We start from the raw sequence: 20,838 nt of genomic DNA, 5'->3' as shown, positions 1-20,838 counted from the left end.
TAGAATTCTTGCGACTTTAGCCAGCCCCAAAGTATTCGCCAACAAAACCGGCGAGATCAGAGGCCTGTCGCACCGCAAGTCCGGGGACCGCGACGGATTTGCCACCACTTGGAGCTATCGCTGCGGTGAAACCAAGTTTTTGCGCTTCTTTCAACCGGTTTTCGGTCTGAGGGGCCGGTCGCAGGGCGCCAGAGAGCGATATTTCTCCAAATACCACCGTATCGGCGGGCAGAGCGGTGTCTTCGCGCGCGCTCAGCAGCGCTGCCGCCACCGCTAGATCCGCCGCCGGTTCCGAGATCTTCATCCCGCCCGCAACATTGAGATAGACATCAAGCCCCGCAAACGGGATGCCGCAGCGCGCCTCCAGAACGGCCAGGATCATCGCCAGACGCGAGGAGTCCCAGCCCACCACGGCCCGGCGCGGCTGCGAATGCGGCGAGGGCGCGACCAGCGCCTGCATCTCCACCAGAACCGGGCGAGTGCCTTCGATGCCGGAAAACACGACCGACCCGGGCGAGGGGGTGCCGCGCTCTGACAGAAACAAGGCAGAGGGGTTACGAACCTCGCTCAACCCGCCGCCGGTCATCTCAAAAACGCCGATCTCATCTGCCGGACCAAAGCGGTTTTTGACAGCGCGCAGGATGCGGAACTGATGGCCGCGCTCGCCCTCAAAATACAGCACGGTATCAACCATATGTTCGACCACGCGGGGACCCGCAATCTGCCCTTCCTTGGTGACATGGCCCACCATGATGATGGAGATACCATTGGTCTTGGCGAATGTGGTCAGCTCATGCGCTGCGGCGCGCACCTGGCTCACGGATCCCGGCGCGCTGTCGACATGATCGGCCCACATGGTCTGGATGGAATCGATAATGGCCAGCTGCGGACGTTCCGCCTCCAGCGTGGTCAGGATATCGCGCAGGTTGGTCTCTGCCGCCAGCTTCACCGGTGCCTCGGCCAATCCCAGCCGCTGGGCCCGCATGCGCACCTGGGCGCTGGCTTCCTCACCGCTGACATAGATCGTCTTCAACCCAGAACGGGCAAATTGCGCCGCCGCCTGCAACAACAGCGTCGATTTCCCGATCCCCGGATCCCCGCCGACCAGAATGGCAGAGGCAGGCACCAGCCCGCCGCCCAACACACGGTCCAGCTCTCCCACACCACAGCAGGTGCGCGGCGGCGGCGTCTCCTCCGTTGCCAGATCGCTCAGCGGGATCGTCTTGCCCCGCCGCATGCCGAGGGATTTCGACGCAGGCCCGCCCTTGGACAGGCCCTTGTCTTCGGTGATGGAATTCCACTCGCCGCAGCCATCGCAGCGCCCGGACCATTTTGAGAAGGAAGCTCCGCAGGCAGAGCAGGAATATGATGTCTTAGCCATGCATTAGCTGTGGCAGATGTTTCTGGTTTGTTCAAGCGTTGCGGCACCTCAGACCGGGCATGCGAGGCTCTGCCTCGCGCTCCGGGATATTTAGGGTCAGAAGATGGGTGCATAGAACATCTTCTGGTGACAAATATCTCGGGGGAGGCCAAAGGCCGGGGGCAGCGCCCCGTTTCTAGTCGTCCTGCTGGCGAAGATGGCGCGCGGTCAGAAGGGACAGGACAATTGACGCCAGAATACAGCCCGTAAACAGATAAAGCCCCCAGGCGGTCTCAATGGTCGCGTAACCAATCCCCTTGGCCAGCGTGATATAAAGCGCGATGAGGAACACATCCGCCATCGCCAGCTTGCCCAAAACATGCAGCACCGGTTGCACCCGCGCGTCCAGCAGGCCCCATTGCACCAGCGCCAGCCCGATGGTTTTGAGGTACGGCGCAAAGATCGCAAAAGCCGTGACCGTCAGCGCAAGGATCACGTCGCTGCCCCAAAGGCTCTGGAGGCCAGTGATCACCGAAATTTCGCTGAGGCCAAAGATCGGCAACAACCCCGCCCGCATCAGCGGCGCGAACCACGCGACGGGGTACAGGATCAGCAGCGACAGGGTGAGGAGGCGGAGGGTCATGGCGGCTCAATTATTCGGGTTCGCTGAGACATGTGCGTTCAGCGCGGAGATTGAAAGGGGGAAAACAGATGCGCGCGCACCAGCCGGCTCGCTTGCGGTCCGGCCAGCGCCCGTCCGCCCCCGTCAAACTGCAGGTTTGCCTCCGGCAAAACGGCGGGAGTATTTGGAAAAGACGAACCTAGCTTTCCTCTTTGCCTTCCGGTCTAGGGAGCTTTTTGACTTCCTCTGGTGGAGGAAGCGCGTCTTGGTCGTTGCTGCCTGATCGTGCAATTTGAGCAACTTCACGCATCCGGTCCACAAGTGGCTTTACATCGCTGCCAAATTTTCCCGCCGCCTCGCCAACCTCAGCCATACCGCTAAGGACAACATCTAAGATGCCGAGTCCCGATCTAACTTGTGCTTCAATTGCTGTGATCCGCTTTGCAATACGGTTCTTGGTTTTGTCGTCTAGTTCGAGCGTTGAATTGTTGAGTTCTCGCATTTCACTGCACAGAGCTAACAATTTCGACTTATCGTCCGAGTTTAGCTCAAAAGTCTGAAGTACGTCATGAGAAACATTATTTGTTCGATTCCTGATCCTCTGTGCGTCGGCAATACCAAGGAGCATTTCCAAATAGTTGTACTTGCTACCAGTAGCGCGAGCATTGGGAAGCTTTGTCGCACAATCATCGAAGATGTCATAGAGATCATCATCGAAAACGAATTTGTAAGCGTGCAAAGCAGTTAGTTTGCGAACTGAGAGTTCCCCCTCTATCATCGCTTGAACACTGGCCTCGAACTCGTTTAGCAAATCTTCTTTCAAATTACTCTCCTAGTTTATCACCTCACCGCTTCGATCGGCCCCTCAGCGCGGCCGTGGATGAATTGCTCCATATAGGGGTCGCCCGACGCATCCATATCTGCCACGGGGCCGGTCCATTGGATCACCCCGCCATGCAGCATCGCCACATTGTCGGCAATCGCCCGGACAGAGGTCATATCGTGGGTGATGGTCATGGCCGTCGCGCCCATTTCGACCACGATCTCGCGGATCAGATCGTTGATGACGCCAGACATGATCGGGTCGAGACCGGTGGTCGGCTCGTCGAAAAAGATGATTTCAGGTTCGGCGGCAATGGCGCGGGCAAGCCCGACACGTTTCTGCATGCCGCCAGAAAGTTCTGCGGGCAGGCGATCCGCCACATCGGCCTTCAGGCCCACCCGGCGCAGTTTTTCAATAGCGATCTCGCGCGCCTCATCCACCGGGCGCTTCAATGATCCGCGCAGCAGGCGGAAGGCGACATTCTGCCAGACCGGCAGCGAGTCAAACAGTGCAGCCCCCTGAAACAACATGCCAAACCGTGCAAGAAACTTATCGCGGTCGCCACTGTCAGCGGGCTTGCCATCAACCAGGATCTCGCCGCTGTCCGGCTTGATCAGGCCCAGAATGCTCTTGAGTGCGACCGATTTCCCGGTGCCGGAGCCACCGATGATCACCATGGAGCTGCCCTTGGGAATCTCAAGCGTCATGCCTTGCAGGACCTGGTTGTCGCCAAAGGCCTTATGGACGTCATTCATCTGGATCATAGCGAGAAGAAAATCCCTGTGAGGACGAAATTGGCGGCAAGGATCAGGACGGCTGCGGCCTCAACCGACCCTTTGGTGGCGCGGCCCACGCCTTGCGCGCCGCGTCCTGATTGCATGCCATAGTAGCAGCCCATGGTGGCGGCGATGGTACCGAAGGCCGCCCCCTTGACCAGCGAGGAGACGATATCGCGCAGCTCAAGGAAATCGACGGTGTTCTTCAGGTAAGCCGCCGGATTGAAGCCCAGGTTCTGCGTCGCAACCACATAGCCGCCCATGATGCCGATAATGTCGCCAACGGCCACCAGCACCGGCACCGTGATCAGCGCGGCCAGAACGCGGGGCGCCACCAGGTATTTCATCGGATGCGTGGAAAGTGTGACCAGCGCGTCAATCTGTTCGGTGACTTTCATAGTGGCGATTTCAGCCGCGATGGAGGAGGTGACGCGCGCGGCAATCATCAGACCGACCAGCACCGGCCCGAGTTCGCGCACCATGCCAATGGCGACGATCTGCGGCACCACAGCCTCGGCGTTGAAACGTGCGCCGCCCGCATAGATCTGCAAGGCGAGTGCGGCACCTGTAAAAATCGCGGTGAGGCCCACCACCGGCAGCGACAGCCAGCCCACCTGCAACAGCGCAGTGAGCAGCTCGCGCGGATAGTAGGGGGGGCGCAGCATATGGCTGAATGTCGACAGGCCGAAGAGCGTCACCCGCCCCACAGCGCCGAGTCCCCCCAGCACCAGTTGTCCCAGCCGCGCAATCAGGCTGAGGGGCGAAAGACGCGAGGACATGCTCATCCGGTATAGCTCCGTGCGTAGCGGCTGCCGAGGGAGGTGAGAATTTCATAGCCGATGGTGCCCGCAGCCTGTGCCAGCGTATCCACGGTCTGGCGCTCGTTGAGGATGCTGAGGTGGCTGGGGTCGTCGCCAAGGTCGGTGACATCGACGGTGATCAGATCCATCGAAACGCGGCCGACCACCGGGCAGGGCGTGTCGCCTGCGTAGACCTGGATCTGGCCGCTGCCCAGTGCGCGGTGCAGACCATCGGCATAGCCTGCGGCGACGGTTGCAATGCGGCTGGGGCGCTGCGCCGTCCAGCTGTTGCCATAGCCTACGGTTTCACCGGGATCGAGGCTGCGGATCTGGATCACCGGCAGGTCGAGCGTGGCCACCGGCAGCGCATCGCCATAGGGCTGCCCGCCATAAAGACCGATGCCCGGACGACAGAGGTCAAAGTGATAGTTGCGCCCCAGCAGCAAACCGCCGGTGGCGGCGAGGGAACGGGGCAGCTCCAGCCCGTCGGTCATCTGGACAAATGTCTGGAGCTGCTGGGCGTTCATCGGGTGCGAGGCCTCATCGGCGCAGGCCAGATGCGACATCAACAGAACCGGACCCTGGCTGAGGGCAATGTCGCGGACAGCGGCCCATTCGGCAGCCTCCATGCCGAGACGGTTCATCCCGGTATCAAGCTGCACTCCAAAGGGATGGCCCGGCAGGCTCTCGAAATGGCGCAGCATCTGGTCGAGTGAATTCAGCATCGGCGTCAGCTGGAAATCGCGCAGCAGCTTTGCGTCGCCCTCCATGTGGCCGGCAAACACCGAAATGCCGGGGCCGGGGCCAATGGCGCGGCGCAGCGCCACGCCTTCCTCTGCCATCGCCACGAAGAAATTGCGCGCGCCCGCCTTGGCCAGCGCCTTGCCGACGCGGCCTGCGTCCAGCCCATAGCCGTTGGCCTTGACCACTGCGGCGGTTTCGCAATTGGTCAGCGCATCGAGATTGCGCCAGTTGGTCACCAGCGCATCCAGGTTCAGTGTCAGTCTAGCAGTCGTCATGCGCTGTTCATGACACGGGGGGCACAGGGGTCAAGGGGGAAACCGCATTCTGGCCCCGGCGAGGAGGTGGTTGGCGGATTTTGCGCCTTGGCTTGCGTTTGCGGCAGGGGGCGACGTGGCCAGCCCCTGTAAGCATGAGTCTGCGGGGCAAACGCGGGAATTTTGAGTATTTAAGGAAAGGTGACAGGCCCTAGGGGGCGTTCAAAGGCGCTCCGCCGGATACAGTCGCCGGATCAATTGGCGGGTGTCTCAGGCGGCGCGCTGCAATCTGTGCTCGGCTGCGCAGATCAATACGCAGATCAATACTCCGGCGCGTGATCCTGCTGCCACGCCTTGGCGAGGTTGCCAAAGCGGGTGAACTGCGCCTCAAAGGCCAGCTCAACCGTGCCGATGGGGCCGTGACGCTGCTTGCCGACGATAACCTCGGCCTTGGCGTGCAGCCGTTCCATCGCCTGCTTCCACTCTTCCATCTTGTCCAGCTCGTGATCACCGGGTTTTTCCCGCTCTTTGTAGTATTCCTCGCGGAATACGAACATCACGACGTCGGCGTCCTGCTCGATCGAGCCGGATTCCCGCAGGTCCGACAGCTGCGGGCGTTTGTCTTCGCGGCTTTCGACCTGACGCGACAGCTGGGAAAGGGCGACCACCGGGATGTTCAACTCCTTGGCGATGGCTTTCATCCCCATGGAAATCTCCGCGATTTCATTCACCCTGTTATCGGCCATACCGCGGCAGAGCTGGAGATAGTCGATGACCAGCAGATCCAGCCCATGGGTCCGTTTCAGGCGACGCGCGCGGGCCGCCAGCTGCGAGATTGGCAGGGCGGGGGTGTCGTCGATGAACAGCGGGCAGCTCTCAAGATCCTTGGCGGCCTGAACAAAGCGGCGGAACTCTTCCTCGGTCATGTCGCCTTGGCGGATCTTATGGGAGGAAATCTCGGAGGCTTCGGCCAGAATACGACCTGCCAGCTGCTCGGCACTCATTTCCAGAGAGAAGAAGCCAACGACGCCGCCATCCACGGCCCCTTCGGTGCCATCGGGTTTCTGCCCGCGCTTATAGGCTTTGGCGACGTTGAAGGCGATATTGGTCGCAAGCGAGGTTTTCCCCATCGAGGGACGCCCCGCCAGGATCAACAGGTCCGACGGGTGCAGACCGCCCAGCTGTTTGTCGAGATCGGCCAGCCCGGTGGAAATCCCGGCCATGCCGCCGCCACGCTGATAGGCCTCATTGGTGACATTGACCGCTTCGGTGACGGCCTTGAGGAAGGATTTAAAACCGCTTTCGGTCTGGCCCTGTTCTGCCAGTTTATAAAGCGACTGTTCTGCCTCGACGATCTGTTCCTTGGGCTCAGAGGCCACATCGACCCGGCGCGCCTTGTCCGCAATGCTGCGCCCCAACGCGATCAGCTCGCGCCGGATCGCCAGATCATAGATCATCTGCGCATAGTCGCGCACCGCAAAGGCCGAGATCGAGGCCCCGGCGAGTTTTGCCAGATAGGCCGGGCCGCCCAACTCCTTCAGGCCTTCGTCATCCTCCATGAAGGCCTTCAGCGTGACGGGTGAGGCCAGCGCATTCTTGGAAATCCGCGCGGCGGCAATCTCATAGATGCGGGCATGTACCGGGTCGTAGAAATGCGCCGAGGTGATGATCGAGGCGATGCGATCATAGACATCATTGTTGGTCAGGATGGCGCCCAGCAGCTGCTGTTCAGCCTCAACGGAGTGCGGCAGGATGCTGGCGTCGTCGCCCGTCGCCTCGCCATTGGTGGAAGGCTCCGGTGCGGCCGGTAGGTTCGGGTCAAATGGCGTAATATCGTTCATCGCTGCTCTCGTCATTGGCCCCGCGTTATAGGGGGGCGAACCCGGGTCTGGCTATCTGGAAAACTCTGAGGATAAGCGGTGAACAGCCTGTGGATATCCGCAGGCTGACCTGTGTGTCGTTTCTACAGAAGCCGGGTTGGGGTCTGGGTAGTCTATATGATGCGGTGCATTCTGGAAAGCTGTCTATATCTGCGCTGATCTGCTTGCTTCCAAGTTGATTCGGGGCGGCCCCGTCCACAGGCCGCCCCAGATAAGATGCGCGTCACCTAGAGGGTGATCAGGCGGATTTATGCGCTTCCTGCCAGGCCCGTGGATCTTTCAGGAAGTTTTCCACCTCATCCAGCGTTTCGGCGCTGAAGCTTTTCTGCGCCTTGGCTTCGGCCAGGACATCCCACCAGGTGCACAGGTAATGCAGTTCAACACCGTGGTCGCCGAGGCGCTGGGTGGTTTCGGGGAAGATGTCGTAATAGAAGATTACCGCGGTATGGCCGCAGGTGGCGCCGGTCTCGCGGATCGCGTCCACGAAGGACAGTTTGGAGCCACCATCGGTGGTCATGTCTTCTACCAGCAGAACCCGCTGATCCTCGGTCATCACGCCTTCAATGCGGGCATTGCGGCCATAGCCCTTTGGTTTTTTGCGCACATAGGTCATCGGCAGCGCCATGCGTTCCGCCACCAATGCGCCAAAGGGGATGCCTGCGGTTTCGCCGCCCGCGATATTGTCAAACGCCTCAAAACCCGCGTTGCGCATCACCGTGACAGTCAGAAAATCCATCAGCGTGGTGCGGATGCGCGGAAAGGAGATCAGCTTGCGGCAGTCGATATAGCTGGGCGAGGGCAGGCCGGAGGCCAGCGTATACGGCGTGTCGGTGTTGAAATTCACCGCGCCGATTTCCAGCAACATGCGGGCAGAGAGACGGGCGATTTCTTCGCGGGAGGGGTAGGAGGAGGGGATCATTCTATCATCCTTTTGGTCGGCGCGAGCCGCCGGCGGCAGACGCCTCCGGCGGGGATATTTGGGGCCAGAAGATACGGTCAGGCGACCTTCCAGAACACATCAAAACCGGGATCAAAGACGGTAACCGGGCCATCTTCGGTCTCGATTTGTGCGGGGAAGGCAACCGGGCTGTCCTGTTTCTTCAGAGTGAGGCTCTCGGTGTTGACGGGCAGACGGTAGAATTCCGGTCCGTTTTCAGAGGCAAAGCCTGCCAGCTTGTCCAGCGCGCTGTCTTCTTCAAACACATGCGCCAGCAGCGGCATGGTGTTGGTAGCGGTGAAACAGCCGGCACAGCCGCAGGCGCTGAGCTTGTTGGGGTCGGTATGTGGCGCAGAATCTGTCCCGAGGAAGAACCGCTTGTCGCCAGAGGTCGCAGCCGCGCGCAGGGCCAGACGGTGCTCCTCGCGCTTGGCCACAGGCAGGCAATAGTAGTGCGGCTTGATGCCGCCAGCCAGAATGTGATTGCGGTTGATGATCAGGTGATGGGTCGTGATCGTCGCGCCGAGGTCCTGCTCCTGACTGCTCACATAATCGGCAGCATTCTTGGTGGTGATATGTTCCATCACCACGCGCAGGCTGGGGGTTGCGCGGCGGATCGGATCCAGCACCCGGTCGATAAACACTGCCTCGCGATCGAAGATGTCGATGTCGTGGTCCGTCACCTCACCATGGGTGCAAAGCGGCAGGCCGATGTCGGCCATGGTTTCCAGCACGCCGCGCACCTTGTCAAAATTGCTGACGCCGGAGGCGGAGTTGGTGGTGGCCCCGGCCGGGTAGAGCTTCACGGCTTTGATCAGACCGCTGGCATGAGCTGCCGCCACATCCTCCGGGTCGGTGTCCTCAGTCAGGTAGAGCGTCATCAGCGGCTCAAATTCCATGCCATCGGGCAGGGCGGCCAGAATGCGGTCGCGGTAGGCTGCGGCCTGATCCCCTGTCACCACCGGCGGCACCAGATTCGGCATGATGATGGCGCGGGCAAAATCGCGGGCGGTTTCAGGCAGAACGGCCTTTAGCATTGCGCCATCGCGCAGATGCAGATGCCAGTCATCGGGGCGGGGGATGGTGAGCTGAACGGTCATGGCGCCCGCCTAGCACAGGGGCGCGCGCAGGGGAAGCAACGGCATCACCTGCGACAGCAATTGGCGACACCGGCTTATGTACCTTATGCTGCAGCGCTGCTCTTACCGTTCGGGGGGCAGTTTGATCTGGCCTTCAGCGGCGCTTTTACGCAGTGCTTCCAGGCGGCGGCGGAAGCGGGGCGCGCGCAGCCTGCTGGTCACATTGCGGCACAGCAGCGCCATCAGATAGGGGCGTTCATCCTGTTCCAGACGGGCCATCAACTTGCGCAGGTACGGGCCATTGCTGCGTCGGGCCCGATAGAGCTTGTAGAACTGCTGCTCGGTCAGCCGGTCCGCCCCAGCCAGAGCGAGAATATTATAGAGGATTTCCATCTCGATCAGCCGCGTCTGAACGGTGTCGCCCAGATGCGGCGTGCGCAGCCGCAGCACATTCTTACGCGCAAACAGGGCGGCATGCATCGAATCCAGCCGCTCACGCGGGTCGTAGATCACAAAACCCTGCTTGGCCGCGTCCATCATATCCGGGGCGAAGCCGTAACGGTCGGTGAAATCAACGCGGCGCATCTCGCTGAACCGATCATCCCAATCCGTCAGCCGCGGATCCAGCGTCGCCTGTGGTTGCACCGCCACGACAGTGGCGCCGGGAGCGGCAACGGAGAAGGCCGCCGCCGCATAGCCGCAGGGGCCCGCACCATAGAACACCACCTTGTCGAATTCATCAAAGAACCCGTCGTCAACCAGCTGGTCGAAGAACCCGTAGATGCGCTCGTTGCGGAACCAGGTGTCACCATTGGAGATAATGCACAGATGCGACCAGCCGAGGTTCTTCACCAGGTCAAACCCCAGTGGCTGCGCCACATCAGACAGGTTGTGGATGCCTTGGATGGTCTCAAAACTGACCAGCAGCGTATTGCCCTGATCAATGAAACTGGCAAAGTGACGATTGCCCAGTGGCTGATACATGCCGTTTTCCTCGGCAAGGGCGGCCATACGGGCCTGCCACTGCGCGGGCTTCAGCCCGGACAGGTCCTCGTCCAGCGTGTCCAATGTATCCTGCTGCATTGCGTCGTCCTCTTGTCCCGCCCGCGTTTGGACGGATTTGCGTCTGGCAACATCTAAGGGCGAAATAAGGCTAAAATTGGAAATTGTAAGGCCGGTTTATCGGCCATCGGCGCGGGTTTCGTTGAAAAAGATGCCTGTCAGGGGCAGTGTCACGGCCCATGCGCCGCCGTCTGACTGGCTAGCCTGTAGGGCTGATCGCCAGAGTGCGCTGGATCAGTCGCTCTTGCCGCCGCCCTGCGGTGCGCCATGGCGACCCAGCGTGGCAAACCCGGTGAGCGTGCGCGCGGTGCCGGGGCTGATCAGCCGTGAGGGCGGTGTCATCAGCAGGCGCGAGAACAGCGTGCGATAGTCTTCCTGCTGCATCAGCCTGCGAAACCGGTCGTGACGCCACTGCACGGCGCGCTCATGCAGTTTCGACAGTTTGGCATCTTCGCGCAGCAGATCGGCAATGGCCTCGCGGGCAGGGCGATAGCGGGCAATACTCTCATCTTCATCGGTGTTGAAATTGCGTTCGACCCAGTAATCCATACCCAGATCACCCGGACGGTTGACCCGCCCCCGCTCGGCCTTCAGCACATAGCTTTCCATTGATCCCAGCGGATAGTGGTTCAGCTGCACCAGATCGAAATTCGGCTGCCCGTAGTCGGAATAGATCCGCTGCGTCTTGAACCCCTGATCCAGTTCCCGCCCGGAACCATCGAACCAGCGAAACCCCTCTAGGGTGGCGCCGTCGTCGGGGCTGCGCGGGCGATGCACCCCCAGTTTGCGATAGGTGCCATCGTTGCGATAGAGCGTCTTGAACATGGCCGCGCGCCACGGCCAGTGGATCACCTCCGGCGCGCAGCGGGTGAAGCTGTTCGTCACCGGCTGGTCCTGATAGCGCACCGTCTCGCCATTGCCGAACAACCGCCAGGTCAGGGTGATGGCATCCGCATCGGGCAGCGCTGCGTGAAGATCCGCCAGCCGACCCTCGCCTGCATGGATATTGACAAACTCATCCACATCCAGCGCCATCACCCAGTCCGCCTTGCGCATCAGACGGTGTTTGTCGGCCTTCTTCAGCCCGGTGAACTGGATGCCGCCCTTGTCATAGGGGCCATCGTTGCGCAGGTGGGTGACATGGCCTAGCTCATCCAGACGGTCCAACATCCGGTCGGTGCCATCCGTGCAGTCGTTGGAGAGGACGAGGATATCGCTGAAGCCCACCGCCTTATGATGGGCAATCCATTCGAGCAGGAAAGCGCCTTCGTTCTTCACACATGTCACGGCCAGTGTTCGCATGCTGTCTCCTGCCACGTCTGTACCGGACCCACCTGGGCCGATGGCGTGTCTCTGTCATCGCATTGCTGCGCAGGCCGGTCAATGTGTCCGGAAACAGGGCACAGTATCGTTCACGGGTGACCTATGGGACCAAAGTGGCATGACCAGCCGCTTGACCCGCTTACATCGCCGTGGCCTCTTGGGCGGAACCGAAGGGGAGCCAGATGTCGCAGCAGACGAAGACGAGCCAGCCGGAGATCGCCAGTCACTCTGTCAGATCCCATGTGCAGGAAGGTGCGCGGGATCTACCTGGCTCCATCGATGCAGTGGAAACGCTACTGACGGAGGCCGGGTATGTTGCGGATCGGGGGCTGGCGACGGTGGTATTTCTGTCGCTGCGACTTGGTCGGCCCCTGTTTCTTGAGGGTGAGGCCGGGGTGGGTAAGACCGAGATCGCCAAGACCCTCGCCGCCGCGCTGGGCCGTCGCTTGATCCGGTTGCAGTGCTACGAAGGGCTGGATGCGTCAAGCGCGGTCTATGAATGGAACTTCGCCGCCCAGATGATCGCCATCCGCGCCGCCGAGGCCGGTAGTGACGCCCCCCGTGACCGCGCCGCCCTTCAGGCGGAGCTCTTCAGCGATGACTATCTCATCCGCCGCCCTCTGCTGGAGGCGATGCAGCCCGATCCCGCTGGCGCGCCAATCCTTCTTATTGATGAGTTGGACCGTACCGATGAACCGTTCGAGGCGTTCCTGCTGGAGGCGCTCAGCGATTTCCAGGTCACCATCCCCGAACTCGGCACCATCAAGGCGCCGGAACCCCCCATTGTGATCCTGACCTCCAACCGCACCCGCGAGGTGCATGACGCGCTGAAACGGCGCTGCCTCTATCACTGGGTCGACTACCCGGATTTCGACCGCGAGATGGAGATCCTGACCGCCCGCGCCCCCGGTCTGGCACCGCGGCTGTCGCAGGAGGTCGTGGCCTTCGTGCAGGCCTTGCGCACCGAAGATCTCTTCAAACATCCCGGCATTGCCGAGACAATTGATTGGGCCAATTGCCTATTGGCGTTGGATGTCATTGATCTGTCGCCTGAGGTGATTGCCGACACGCTTGGGGCCATTCTGAAATATCAGGATGATATCAGCCGTCTGCAGGGCTCTGAGGCGAAGCGCATTCTGGATCAGGCGCGCGCGACGCTGGGTCCTGCGTGATGTGGCGGCAGGCCTGCGCTGATGCCTGAATACCCGCCGTTGCCCTTGCCGGAAACACCACGGCTGGCGCAGAATATCACCCATTTTGCGCGTGCCTTACGCCGTGCCGGGCTGCCCATCGGCCCCGGCAGGGTGGCCGAAGCGGTTGCGGCGGTTGCGGCGGCAGGCTTCACCTCAAAGCAGGATTTCTACTGGACACTGCACGCTTGCTTTGTCTCCAAACCTGAACATCGTCAGGTCTTTGCGCAGATTTTTCGCCTTTATTGGCGCGATCCGCGCTTTCTGGAGCACATGATGGCGGCGATGTTGCCCGCGATCCGGGGCACGCAGGAAGAGACCGCCGCCAAACCCGCCCAGAAACGCGCCGCTGAAGCCCTGCTGGACGGGGCCGAGGCCCCAGATCGTCCGGAACCACCCCCGGATCAGGATCAGCCCGAGCAGCTGGAGCTGAGCGCCGAACTTACCATGTCGCGAGAGGAACGGCTGCGGCAGCTCGACTTTGAGCAGATGAGCACCGCCGAAGTGGCCGAGGCGAAGCGGATGCTGGCCAAGATGCAGCTGCCCATCCGCCCGATCCAGTCCCGCCGCCTGATCGCCTCCGCCACTGGCAACCGCATCAACTGGCGACGCACCATGGCGCAGGCCGCTCGTCAGGGCGGCGAGGTGACCACTCTCGCGCGGGCTCAGCGCCGGGTGCGCTGGCCCAACCTGGTGGTGATCTGCGATATCTCCGGCTCAATGAGCCAATATTCCCGCCTGATCCTGCACTTCCTGCATGCGGTCGCCAATCGCAAGGGGCCGGGCTGGGCGCGTGTGCATGGCTTTACCTTCGGCACGAGGCTCACCAATATCACCCGCCATCTGGCGCAACGCGATGTTGATGCCGCCCTTGCAGCCGCCGGGGCAGAGGCGCAGGACTGGGAAGGCGGCACCAGGATCGGCGCCTGCCTGCACGATTTCAACCGCGACTGGTCGCGCCGGGTGATGGGGCAGGGCGCGGTGGTGCTGCTGATCACCGATGGGCTGGACCGCGACGATACCGACCAGCTCAGCGCCGAAATGCAGCGGCTGCATCTCTCCGCGCGCCGTCTGATCTGGCTAAACCCCTTACTGCGCTTCGACGGGTTTGCGCCTAGGGCACGCGGAATCCGCGCGATGTTGCCCCATGTGGACAGCTTTCGCGCGGGCCATTCGATTGCGGCTCTGCAGGATCTGGCGGATGTCCTCACCCGCGCGGAGGACAGCGGCGAAAAACGGCGGCTGATGCAGATGTTGGCGAGTGAATAACGGATACAGGGGCGGCCTCTGATCGGCAGGCTCTGGCCGAAAACCATCGCTCACAGGCAACTTATTTGCTCCGGCGCGAGTTATGTTCCTAGGCTTTGCACCGCACAGCGAAAGGAACACCGCATGGTTTCGCAGCTTCTCAGATCCTCGACCGCGCTGGCGGTCATCATCTCTCTCAGTCTTCCGATTGCTGCCCCCGCGCAGTCGAAATCGGGTCCGACCGACCTCAGCCAGATGGCCCCTGAGGAAATCACCCAGGCGGTGCAACGCTGCCTGCGATGGCTCAAGAATGGGCGCATCAGCCCCGAAGGGGAGATCCTGAAGGGCAAAGGAAAAGGGGCGAAAGCCAAGTTCTGCCAAGCCTATGTCACCGGTGAATTGGACGCGGATTTGGATCCTGCCCTTGCGTCCTCCGCACTGATGGCAGGCGCTGAACAGGCTGAGGCCGCACCTGCGGCGGGCGAACAGGCCGAGCCAGCAGCCCCGACCGAGGCTGAGCAGGCCGCCACTCCGGTTGACCCGGCCCCAGAACCCGCCACAGAGGCTGCCCCATCTCAGACCGCGCAGACCGAAGCTCCGGCCGAGACGTCAGAGACAGCCGCTGAACAGAACGCAGATGAAACCACCGCAGAGGCAGAGACTCCGGTGGAGTCGGTCGCCAATGATGGGGTGAACACAGCGGCCAACGCCGAGGCAGGCGCCGCCGCGCCAGAGGATACGACTGAGGCCGAAACCACCTCCGACACCGAACTGGCCGCAGCGCTGGCAGAGGCAGAGGCCGGGACCGACGCTGCACCTGCGTCCGAGCCTGAACCTGAACCCGAGGTCGAACCGCTCGACAGTCAGGCGCAGGCCGATGCGCTGGCGGAAGATGAGGCCGATGATGACAGCGCCGCCGCCGCCGCGAGCGCTGACACCACCGGAGAGGCTGAGGTGGTGGAAGAAACCGTGACAGAAGACACCGCACGCAGCTCCGATGAGGAGTTTGAGACCGCCGTCAACACGCCCGCTGCCGAGGCTGAAACCACCGCAGAGGCTGAAACTGTTGCGCCGACGGAGAATAGCGCAGCTGCGGCCCCGGCCGCAGAGGAGGACGACGGCCTCAGCAAGCTGCAGAAGGCCGCGCTTCTGGGGCTTGGTGCCGTTGCCATTGGCCAGCTGCTGAAGCAGGGCGAAACCGTGGTGACCAACTCCGGTGACCGTGCGGTGGTGGAACAAAACGGCCAGTACCGGGTGATCAAGAATGACGACGCCCTGCTGCGCCAGCCCGGCAGCAATGTCACCACGTATAAGTTCAAGGACGGTTCCACCCGCACCGTTGTCGTGCGCGAAGACGGGGCGGAGGTTGAAACCATCCGCGCCCGCGATGGCCGCGTCTTGCGCCGCACCCGCACGCTCACCGATGGCAGCAGCGTTGTGCTGTTCGATGACACCCAGCGCGCCGACAATGTGGTAGTCTCCGAACTGCCCACCGCCGCCCCGCGCAGGTCCGCCTTCAGCAGCGATACGATTGACACAGATGAGCTGGCGCTGGCGCTCGCCGCCAAGGAAGCCCCCGCCATCAGCCGCCGCTTCTCCCTGCGCCAGATCCGCAATATCGACGCGGTGCGCCAACTGGTCCCGGAAATCACTGTGCAGTCGATCAACTTTGAAACCGGATCGTCTGTGATCCGCGCAGCAGAGGCCGAAGAACTGGCGGCGCTGGGCAATGCGCTGCGCGAGATGATCGCGCAGAACCCGCAGGAGGTGTTCCTGATCGAAGGCCACACGGATGCGGTCGGTGCCGCCCCCTTTAACCTCGCACTGTCAGATCGCCGCGCCGAAAGTGTCGCATTGGCTCTGACCGAGTATTTCAAGGTGCCGCCCGAAAATATGGTGGTCCAGGGCTATGGTGAGACCGATCTGGCGGTGGTGACGCAACGCGCCGAGCGCGCCAATCGCCGCGCCGCCGTGCGCCGGATCACGCCGCTTCTGCAAGGCGGCAGCTGATTGGTCTGCTTGCGGATCCAAGCCGGAACAACACATCAAAGGGCGCCCAGATCGGGCGCCCTTCTGTCCTATCTAAAACCTCTGCAATAGCTGCTATTTGCGGCTGCGCTTTTTGATGGTTTTCGCCGTTTTCACCATCTTGCCAAAGCTCTTGTCCTTGGCGCGTCGCTGCGCCAGTGAGGCGGAATTGAAGGCTTCTTCGGCGGCCAGTTTGCGCCAGCGGTCCAACCGGCTGGCGTCAACCTCACCGGCGGCAATGCCCGCCTGCACCGCGCAGCCCGGCTCGCCTTCATGGGCGCAATTGCGGAACCGGCATTGCGTTGCCAGCTCTTCGAGATCGGCAAAGACATCACTTACACCCTCGGCCGCATCCGTCAGCTGCAATTCCCGCATGCCCGGCGTATCCAGCACACCGCAGCCGCCGTCGATGAAATAAAGCTGCCGACGGGTGGTGGTGTGACGTCCCCGCGCGTCATCCTCGCGGATGCCCTGTGTCGCGATATCGAGATCCTCGCCAAGCGCCTTGGTCAGCGTCGATTTGCCGACGCCCGAGGTGCCGAGGAAGGCAATGGTCTGACCGGCCCGCACCCAGGGTGCCAGCGCCTCGCGCGCAGCCCCACTTTTGGCGTTCAGCGGCACCACCTCCACCAGATCGGAAATGGTTTTGGCCTGCGCCACATAGTCGGACGGATCATCGCAGAGATCGATTTTTGTCAGCAGGATCACCGGCGTCACCTCAGCGTCAAACGCCATGGCAATAAACCGTTCCAGTCGCGCGACATTGAAATCCGCATTGCAGGAGGTGACCACAAACATCGTGTCGATATTGGCGGCAATCAGCTGGATCTTGCGATCCTTGCCCGGTGCGCGGCGGCGGATCAGGCTTTTTCGCTCCAGCACCCGGCTATGCGTTGGCAGCTCCCGGTCTAGCATCAGCCAATCGCCCACCGTGGCTTCGGGGCCGGGGGGGATCACCAGATCAATGCTGTCGCCCATGGCGCGCAGCCCGTTGCGGTTTACTTCGGTGATGCGGACCGGCGGGTGACTGGCCATCTCGTCCAGATCGGTCTGCTGTGAGAAAAATCCCTGCCAGCCGAGGTGCTCCAGCGCGCTCAAAGGGCGCGTGCTGTCGACGCTATCGTTAGGCGCAGGGGTGCTCAGGAATTGGGAATAGTCCCTTGTCATTGGGAATGTCTTTCTTGGTGCGATCTCGGGGTCGGCCCGGATCTGTATGTCTGATGAATGTCGCGCAAATCTTCCCTGACACCTGCCAATAGGGGCAGGCGGCATTCTCCGGGGCAATCTGCAAACCGGGGTGGCCTCTGCCGCCCCTTCTTCACCAGGACATAAACTCTCCAATTCTCTGGCGCTTGGTCTACCCGAGGCAGGGTGACTTGGCAAGCTTTCGCCGCGCGGCGCTGTCCGGCCTAGGGTCAGGACCCATTAATCCTGCACCTCTGGTTTGACTGATTTTGTTTCTGACAAGGAACAGATTCACAGGAATAGTGGTTCTATTTCAAGAAGATGTGACGCAGCTCAGAGGCAAAATCAGCCAAATCCCCGTACGTGCGAACCGCTGCAAAGCAGCGGCTTTGAACGCTTGGAATTGACACCGCCAGTCCCGGCGCGCTCAAAACCACTGCTTTTTTGCCGTTCGCGCGCCAGCGATGCAGGATTAATGGGTCCTGACCCTAGCGCGTCAACTCCCGCATCCCGCGTTCCAGCCCCGCCAGCGTCATCGGCACCATCTGATCGGCAAAGATCTCCCGGATCATCTGGATCGAATGGGTATGCCCCCAATAGGCCTCCGGCACCGGGTTGATCCACAGGTGCGAGGCCCATTGCGCCCGCGCCCGCTCCAGCCAGACCTGACCGGCCTCCGGGTTCCAGTGCTCATTGGCGCCGCCGGGATAGGCAATCTCGTAGGGGGACATCGACGCATCGCCGACAAAAATGCACTTATAGTCCGGCCCATAGGTGCGCAGCACCTCATGGGTGGGGATTTGTGCATCCCAGCGACGGCGGTTGTCGCGCCAGACCCCTTCATAGAGGCAATTGTGGAAGTAGAAATACTCCAGATGCTTGAACTCACTGCGCGCCGCCGAGAACAGCTCTTCCACCACTTTGATATGCGGATCCATTGACCCACCCACATCCAGAAACAACAGCACCTTCACTGCATTGTGGCGTTCGGGGCGGGTTTTCACGTCCAGATAGCCGTGTTCCGCAGTGGCGCGGATGGTGCCGGAGAGGTCCAGTTCCTCGGATGCCCCCTCTCGCACCCAGCGGCGCAGACGTTTCAGCGCCACCTTGATGTTGCGCGTGCCCAGTTCGACATCACCATCCAGGTTCTTGAACTCGCGCTTGTCCCAGACCTTGACCGCGCGCTGATGGCGGCTTTCCTTCTGGCCGATGCGCACGCCTTCGGGGTTGTAGCCATAGGCGCCAAAGGGCGAGGTGCCTGCCGTACCGATCCATTTGTTGCCCCCCTGATGGCGGCTTTCCTGATCCTTCAGCCGCTCCTTCAGGGTCTCCATCAGTTTTTCAAACCCGCCAAGCGCCTCGATTTCGCGGCGCTCTTCCTCGCTGAGGTGCTTCTCCGCCATCTTGCGGATCCACTCTTCGGGGATATCCACGGCCTCCATCACCGCCTCAGCGGGGATCGCCTCCAGCCCGGAGAATGTCGCAGCAAAGGCGCGGTCGAATTTGTCGATATTGCGCTCATCCTTCACCATGGCGGCGCGCGCCAGATAATAGAACGCGTCGATGTCATAGGTCGCAAGCCCCGCCTTCATCCCCTCAAGAAAGGTCAGATATTCCCGCAAGGACACCGGAACCGCCGCCTTGCGCAGGTTTTCAAAGAAAGGCTGAAACATCTGGGTCTCCGTCAGGGCTGGTCAGGTGGCGATTTCGCACTCCGCGTGCTGCGTCAGAGCCACATGCGGTCGACAAGAATGGTCGCAAACAGCCCCAGAATAGCAAAAACCATGGCGTATGCAGCGCCATATTGCAGCTTATCTGCCAGGCTGCCGCCGCGTTTTTGAGCCGTGCGGGCCCCCAGAAGTGCGCCAAGAAGCAATGCGCCGAGTACGATCATGCCGATGTCCGTTTGTTAAGAATGTTCATGTCTCAGGTGGGGCCGCTCAGTTTCGGGTCAAGCTCAGACGCTGCTGGCCCTGCCCAGAGCCAAGATCAACGCGGCGGGGCCAAGGCCGCAATTTCGCGCATGGCACCCCGCACGGCCCAATCCGGGCCAAACCCGTATCGCGCCCATCCCTGACTGTCCAGTCTCACCACATAGGCCGCGTCAGTTTGGCCCTGCAACAGCAGCGCCTCAGCCTCCAGCAGCATCAGGCTCGACAGCAACACCGCGTTTTCGCCCCGTGCGGCAATCGGCAGGGCAGGCCGTATGCGTGCCAGTGCCGTGGCGCCATCGCCGCGAATGATATCAAAAGCCGCCATGCGACTGGCAATCTGTGCGCGCAGTAGCGGGCTGTCATAGCGCCCCTGCAAATAGACCAACGCAGTTTCGAAATGCTGCTGCGCCAGCTTCGGATCGTCCCGTTGCAGAATGCGCCCCAGCACATAGTGGTTGAAGGCCCGCCGATGATCCCGCCACCCCAGATCACGGGCAATCGCCGCCCCACGATGCGCGGCTCTGAGGCGATTTGCCCGGCTGCTGCCCGGTGTCAATGCCGCCTCCGTCGCCTGTATCCAGTCGCGTGATGTGGCGGGCAGTGGCTGGGCCGCCCGACCAGCCCCACCGGGATTCAGCCGCGCCAGAATGGCTGGCAGACGGGCGGCAACTTCGGCCCGTGTCATGCCACTGCGCAGCTCGGGCGCATAGCCCACTCGCAGGATCAACATATCGAACCCGGTCAGCACCGTATGCACGTTGTCGTCGTTGAACACCGAATCCGACAGCCGGTAGAGATCGTTGAGCGGCCCGATGGCCTGTGCCAGCTCCTCGTGCAGGCAGTCGCGGGTTTCCTGCGGGCTCACATCATTGGGGACAAAAATCGCCAGTCTCTGCCGCGCGCGCAGATTGGTCCAATTGGTCCGGGGTTTTCGCTTGGAGCGTCGGTATTCCGCCAGCGAACTGACGTTGGGCACCACGAAACAGGCCGCACGCGGCGAGGCGCGGCGGATGGCTTTACGCGGCACAGCCTCAATGGTGATATTGGCAGCAGGGCTTGCTGCCTCCCCGCTCAGCAGTCGCAGATCCAGCCCTGCCTCGCGCTGCAACCGCTGAAGCAAAGCTGCCAGATCCCGGTTCAGGCTTTTGGTAGGCTGGCCGATCAGGCGCAGTGTGATCGGGTGTTCAAACCGGGTAAAGACGGGCAGGGCGGTGCCGCTCTCCAGCTGAAAATGCAGATCAAGGAAGTCCCGCGCAATATCGCTATTGGCCCGCTTCGGGGCCACCGGATGCGCGCGGGCAAAGCTCTTGGCCGGGGCCAACGGCGCCAGTGCTGCAGCGGTGCGGCTCGGGGGCGTATGCCGCGTCTCAGCCCCGCATGCAGCCAGCGCCGCCGCCATCGTCAGCGCCGCAAACCGGCGCCAGCACCGCAAAATGGGCAGCTGCCTCGCGATGGGGCCAGCGGGCGACAGACGGGGCCAGATTGTGAACAAGCGATCTCTCCTGCGACAGGACAGCCCCAGCTTGTGCCAAGACAGGGTTAAAAATCAATGTTATGGCTGGCCATAGCGCAGCAGCGCCGCAAAGAGAAGGG

18 protein-coding genes are annotated in these 20,838 nt (G+C 61.8%); 3 read left to right on the top strand and 15 right to left on the bottom strand.

The genetic code is table 11. The features are described from left to right. Positions 1-16: 16 nt before the first annotated feature. The 11 genes from radA to GAL_RS11710 form a co-directional block, all read right to left on the bottom strand. The gene (radA, locus tag GAL_RS11760) at positions 17-1,381 is read right to left on the bottom strand and encodes a DNA repair protein RadA (protein WP_024097800.1); all 1,365 of its coding nucleotides are present in this window, start codon (positions 1,379-1,381) and stop codon (positions 17-19) included. Positions 1,382-1,556: 175 nt separating this feature from the next. Then, positions 1,557-2,003, bottom strand: coding sequence for a paraquat-inducible protein A (locus GAL_RS11755; protein WP_024097799.1), 447 nt, complete (start codon positions 2,001-2,003; stop codon positions 1,557-1,559). A gap of 178 nt (positions 2,004-2,181) precedes the next feature. Further along, positions 2,182-2,805, bottom strand: coding sequence for a hypothetical protein (locus GAL_RS11750; protein ID WP_024097798.1), 624 nt, complete (start codon positions 2,803-2,805; stop codon positions 2,182-2,184). A 17-nt stretch (positions 2,806-2,822) separates the two neighbouring features. Continuing rightward, a complete protein-coding gene (locus GAL_RS11745; RefSeq protein WP_024097797.1) occupies positions 2,823-3,569 on the bottom strand; it encodes an ABC transporter ATP-binding protein in 747 nt (248 codons plus the stop codon). Continuing rightward, positions 3,566-4,366, bottom strand: coding sequence for an MlaE family ABC transporter permease (locus tag GAL_RS11740; protein ID WP_024097796.1), 801 nt, complete (start codon positions 4,364-4,366; stop codon positions 3,566-3,568). Before GAL_RS11740 ends, GAL_RS11745 begins: the two co-directional genes overlap by 4 nt. Next, the gene (gene alr, locus GAL_RS11735; protein WP_024097795.1) at positions 4,363-5,400 is read right to left on the bottom strand and encodes an alanine racemase; all 1,038 of its coding nucleotides are present in this window, start codon (positions 5,398-5,400) and stop codon (positions 4,363-4,365) included. Before alr ends, GAL_RS11740 begins: the two co-directional genes overlap by 4 nt. 299 nt (positions 5,401-5,699) lie before the next feature. Next, positions 5,700-7,220: a replicative DNA helicase gene (locus GAL_RS11730; protein ID WP_024097794.1), complete on the bottom strand. Its 1,521-nt coding sequence runs from the start codon at positions 7,218-7,220 to the stop codon at positions 5,700-5,702. A gap of 277 nt (positions 7,221-7,497) precedes the next feature. After that, positions 7,498-8,178 carry an orotate phosphoribosyltransferase gene (locus tag GAL_RS11725; RefSeq protein ID WP_024097793.1) on the bottom strand — a complete coding sequence of 227 codons (681 nt, stop codon included), beginning with the start codon at positions 8,176-8,178 and terminating at the stop codon, positions 7,498-7,500. 77 nt (positions 8,179-8,255) lie between these two features. Beyond that, positions 8,256-9,296 (bottom strand): dihydroorotase, encoded by a 1,041-nt coding sequence (gene pyrC / locus GAL_RS11720; protein ID WP_024097792.1) that lies wholly within the window; start codon positions 9,294-9,296, stop codon positions 8,256-8,258. Between the two features lie 102 nt (positions 9,297-9,398). Beyond that, entirely contained in the window at positions 9,399-10,358 is a 960-nt protein-coding gene (locus tag GAL_RS11715) for a hypothetical protein (RefSeq protein ID WP_024097791.1), read from the bottom strand. Positions 10,359-10,571: 213 nt separating this feature from the next. Continuing rightward, positions 10,572-11,639: a glycosyltransferase family 2 protein gene (locus tag GAL_RS11710; RefSeq protein ID WP_024097790.1), complete on the bottom strand. Its 1,068-nt coding sequence runs from the start codon at positions 11,637-11,639 to the stop codon at positions 10,572-10,574. Between the two features lie 203 nt (positions 11,640-11,842). On the opposite strand from GAL_RS11710, the gene GAL_RS11705 reads away from it, so the two are divergent. From GAL_RS11705 to GAL_RS11695, 3 genes are all read left to right on the top strand, one after another. Continuing rightward, the gene (locus GAL_RS11705) at positions 11,843-12,832 is read left to right on the top strand and encodes an AAA family ATPase (RefSeq protein ID WP_024097789.1); all 990 of its coding nucleotides are present in this window, start codon (positions 11,843-11,845) and stop codon (positions 12,830-12,832) included. 21 nt (positions 12,833-12,853) lie between these two features. Further along, positions 12,854-14,119 (top strand): vWA domain-containing protein, encoded by a 1,266-nt coding sequence (locus GAL_RS11700; protein WP_024097788.1) that lies wholly within the window; start codon positions 12,854-12,856, stop codon positions 14,117-14,119. Between the two features lie 123 nt (positions 14,120-14,242). Further along, the gene (locus GAL_RS11695; protein WP_024097787.1) at positions 14,243-16,108 is read left to right on the top strand and encodes an OmpA family protein; all 1,866 of its coding nucleotides are present in this window, start codon (positions 14,243-14,245) and stop codon (positions 16,106-16,108) included. A gap of 93 nt (positions 16,109-16,201) precedes the next feature. Here GAL_RS11695 and rsgA read toward each other — a convergent pair whose 3' ends face one another. The 4 genes from rsgA to GAL_RS11675 form a co-directional block, all read right to left on the bottom strand. Further along, complete coding sequence (gene rsgA / locus GAL_RS11690; RefSeq protein WP_024097786.1) at positions 16,202-17,293, bottom strand: ribosome small subunit-dependent GTPase A; 1,092 nt, start codon at positions 17,291-17,293, stop codon at positions 16,202-16,204. A gap of 506 nt (positions 17,294-17,799) precedes the next feature. Continuing rightward, entirely contained in the window at positions 17,800-18,984 is a 1,185-nt protein-coding gene (locus GAL_RS11685) for a vWA domain-containing protein (protein WP_024097785.1), read from the bottom strand. A gap of 53 nt (positions 18,985-19,037) precedes the next feature. Further along, positions 19,038-19,205: a hypothetical protein gene (locus GAL_RS22670; protein ID WP_024097784.1), complete on the bottom strand. Its 168-nt coding sequence runs from the start codon at positions 19,203-19,205 to the stop codon at positions 19,038-19,040. A 95-nt stretch (positions 19,206-19,300) separates the two neighbouring features. Beyond that, complete coding sequence (locus GAL_RS11675) at positions 19,301-20,716, bottom strand: DUF2927 domain-containing protein (protein ID WP_040104156.1); 1,416 nt, start codon at positions 20,714-20,716, stop codon at positions 19,301-19,303. Positions 20,717-20,838 lie beyond the last annotated feature (122 nt).

Source organism: Phaeobacter gallaeciensis DSM 26640, assembly GCF_000511385.1.
GTDB lineage: Bacteria > Pseudomonadota > Alphaproteobacteria > Rhodobacterales > Rhodobacteraceae > Phaeobacter > Phaeobacter gallaeciensis.
The sequence above is the reverse complement of the archived record's forward strand: the minus strand, read 5'-3'. Positions and strand labels throughout refer to the sequence as shown.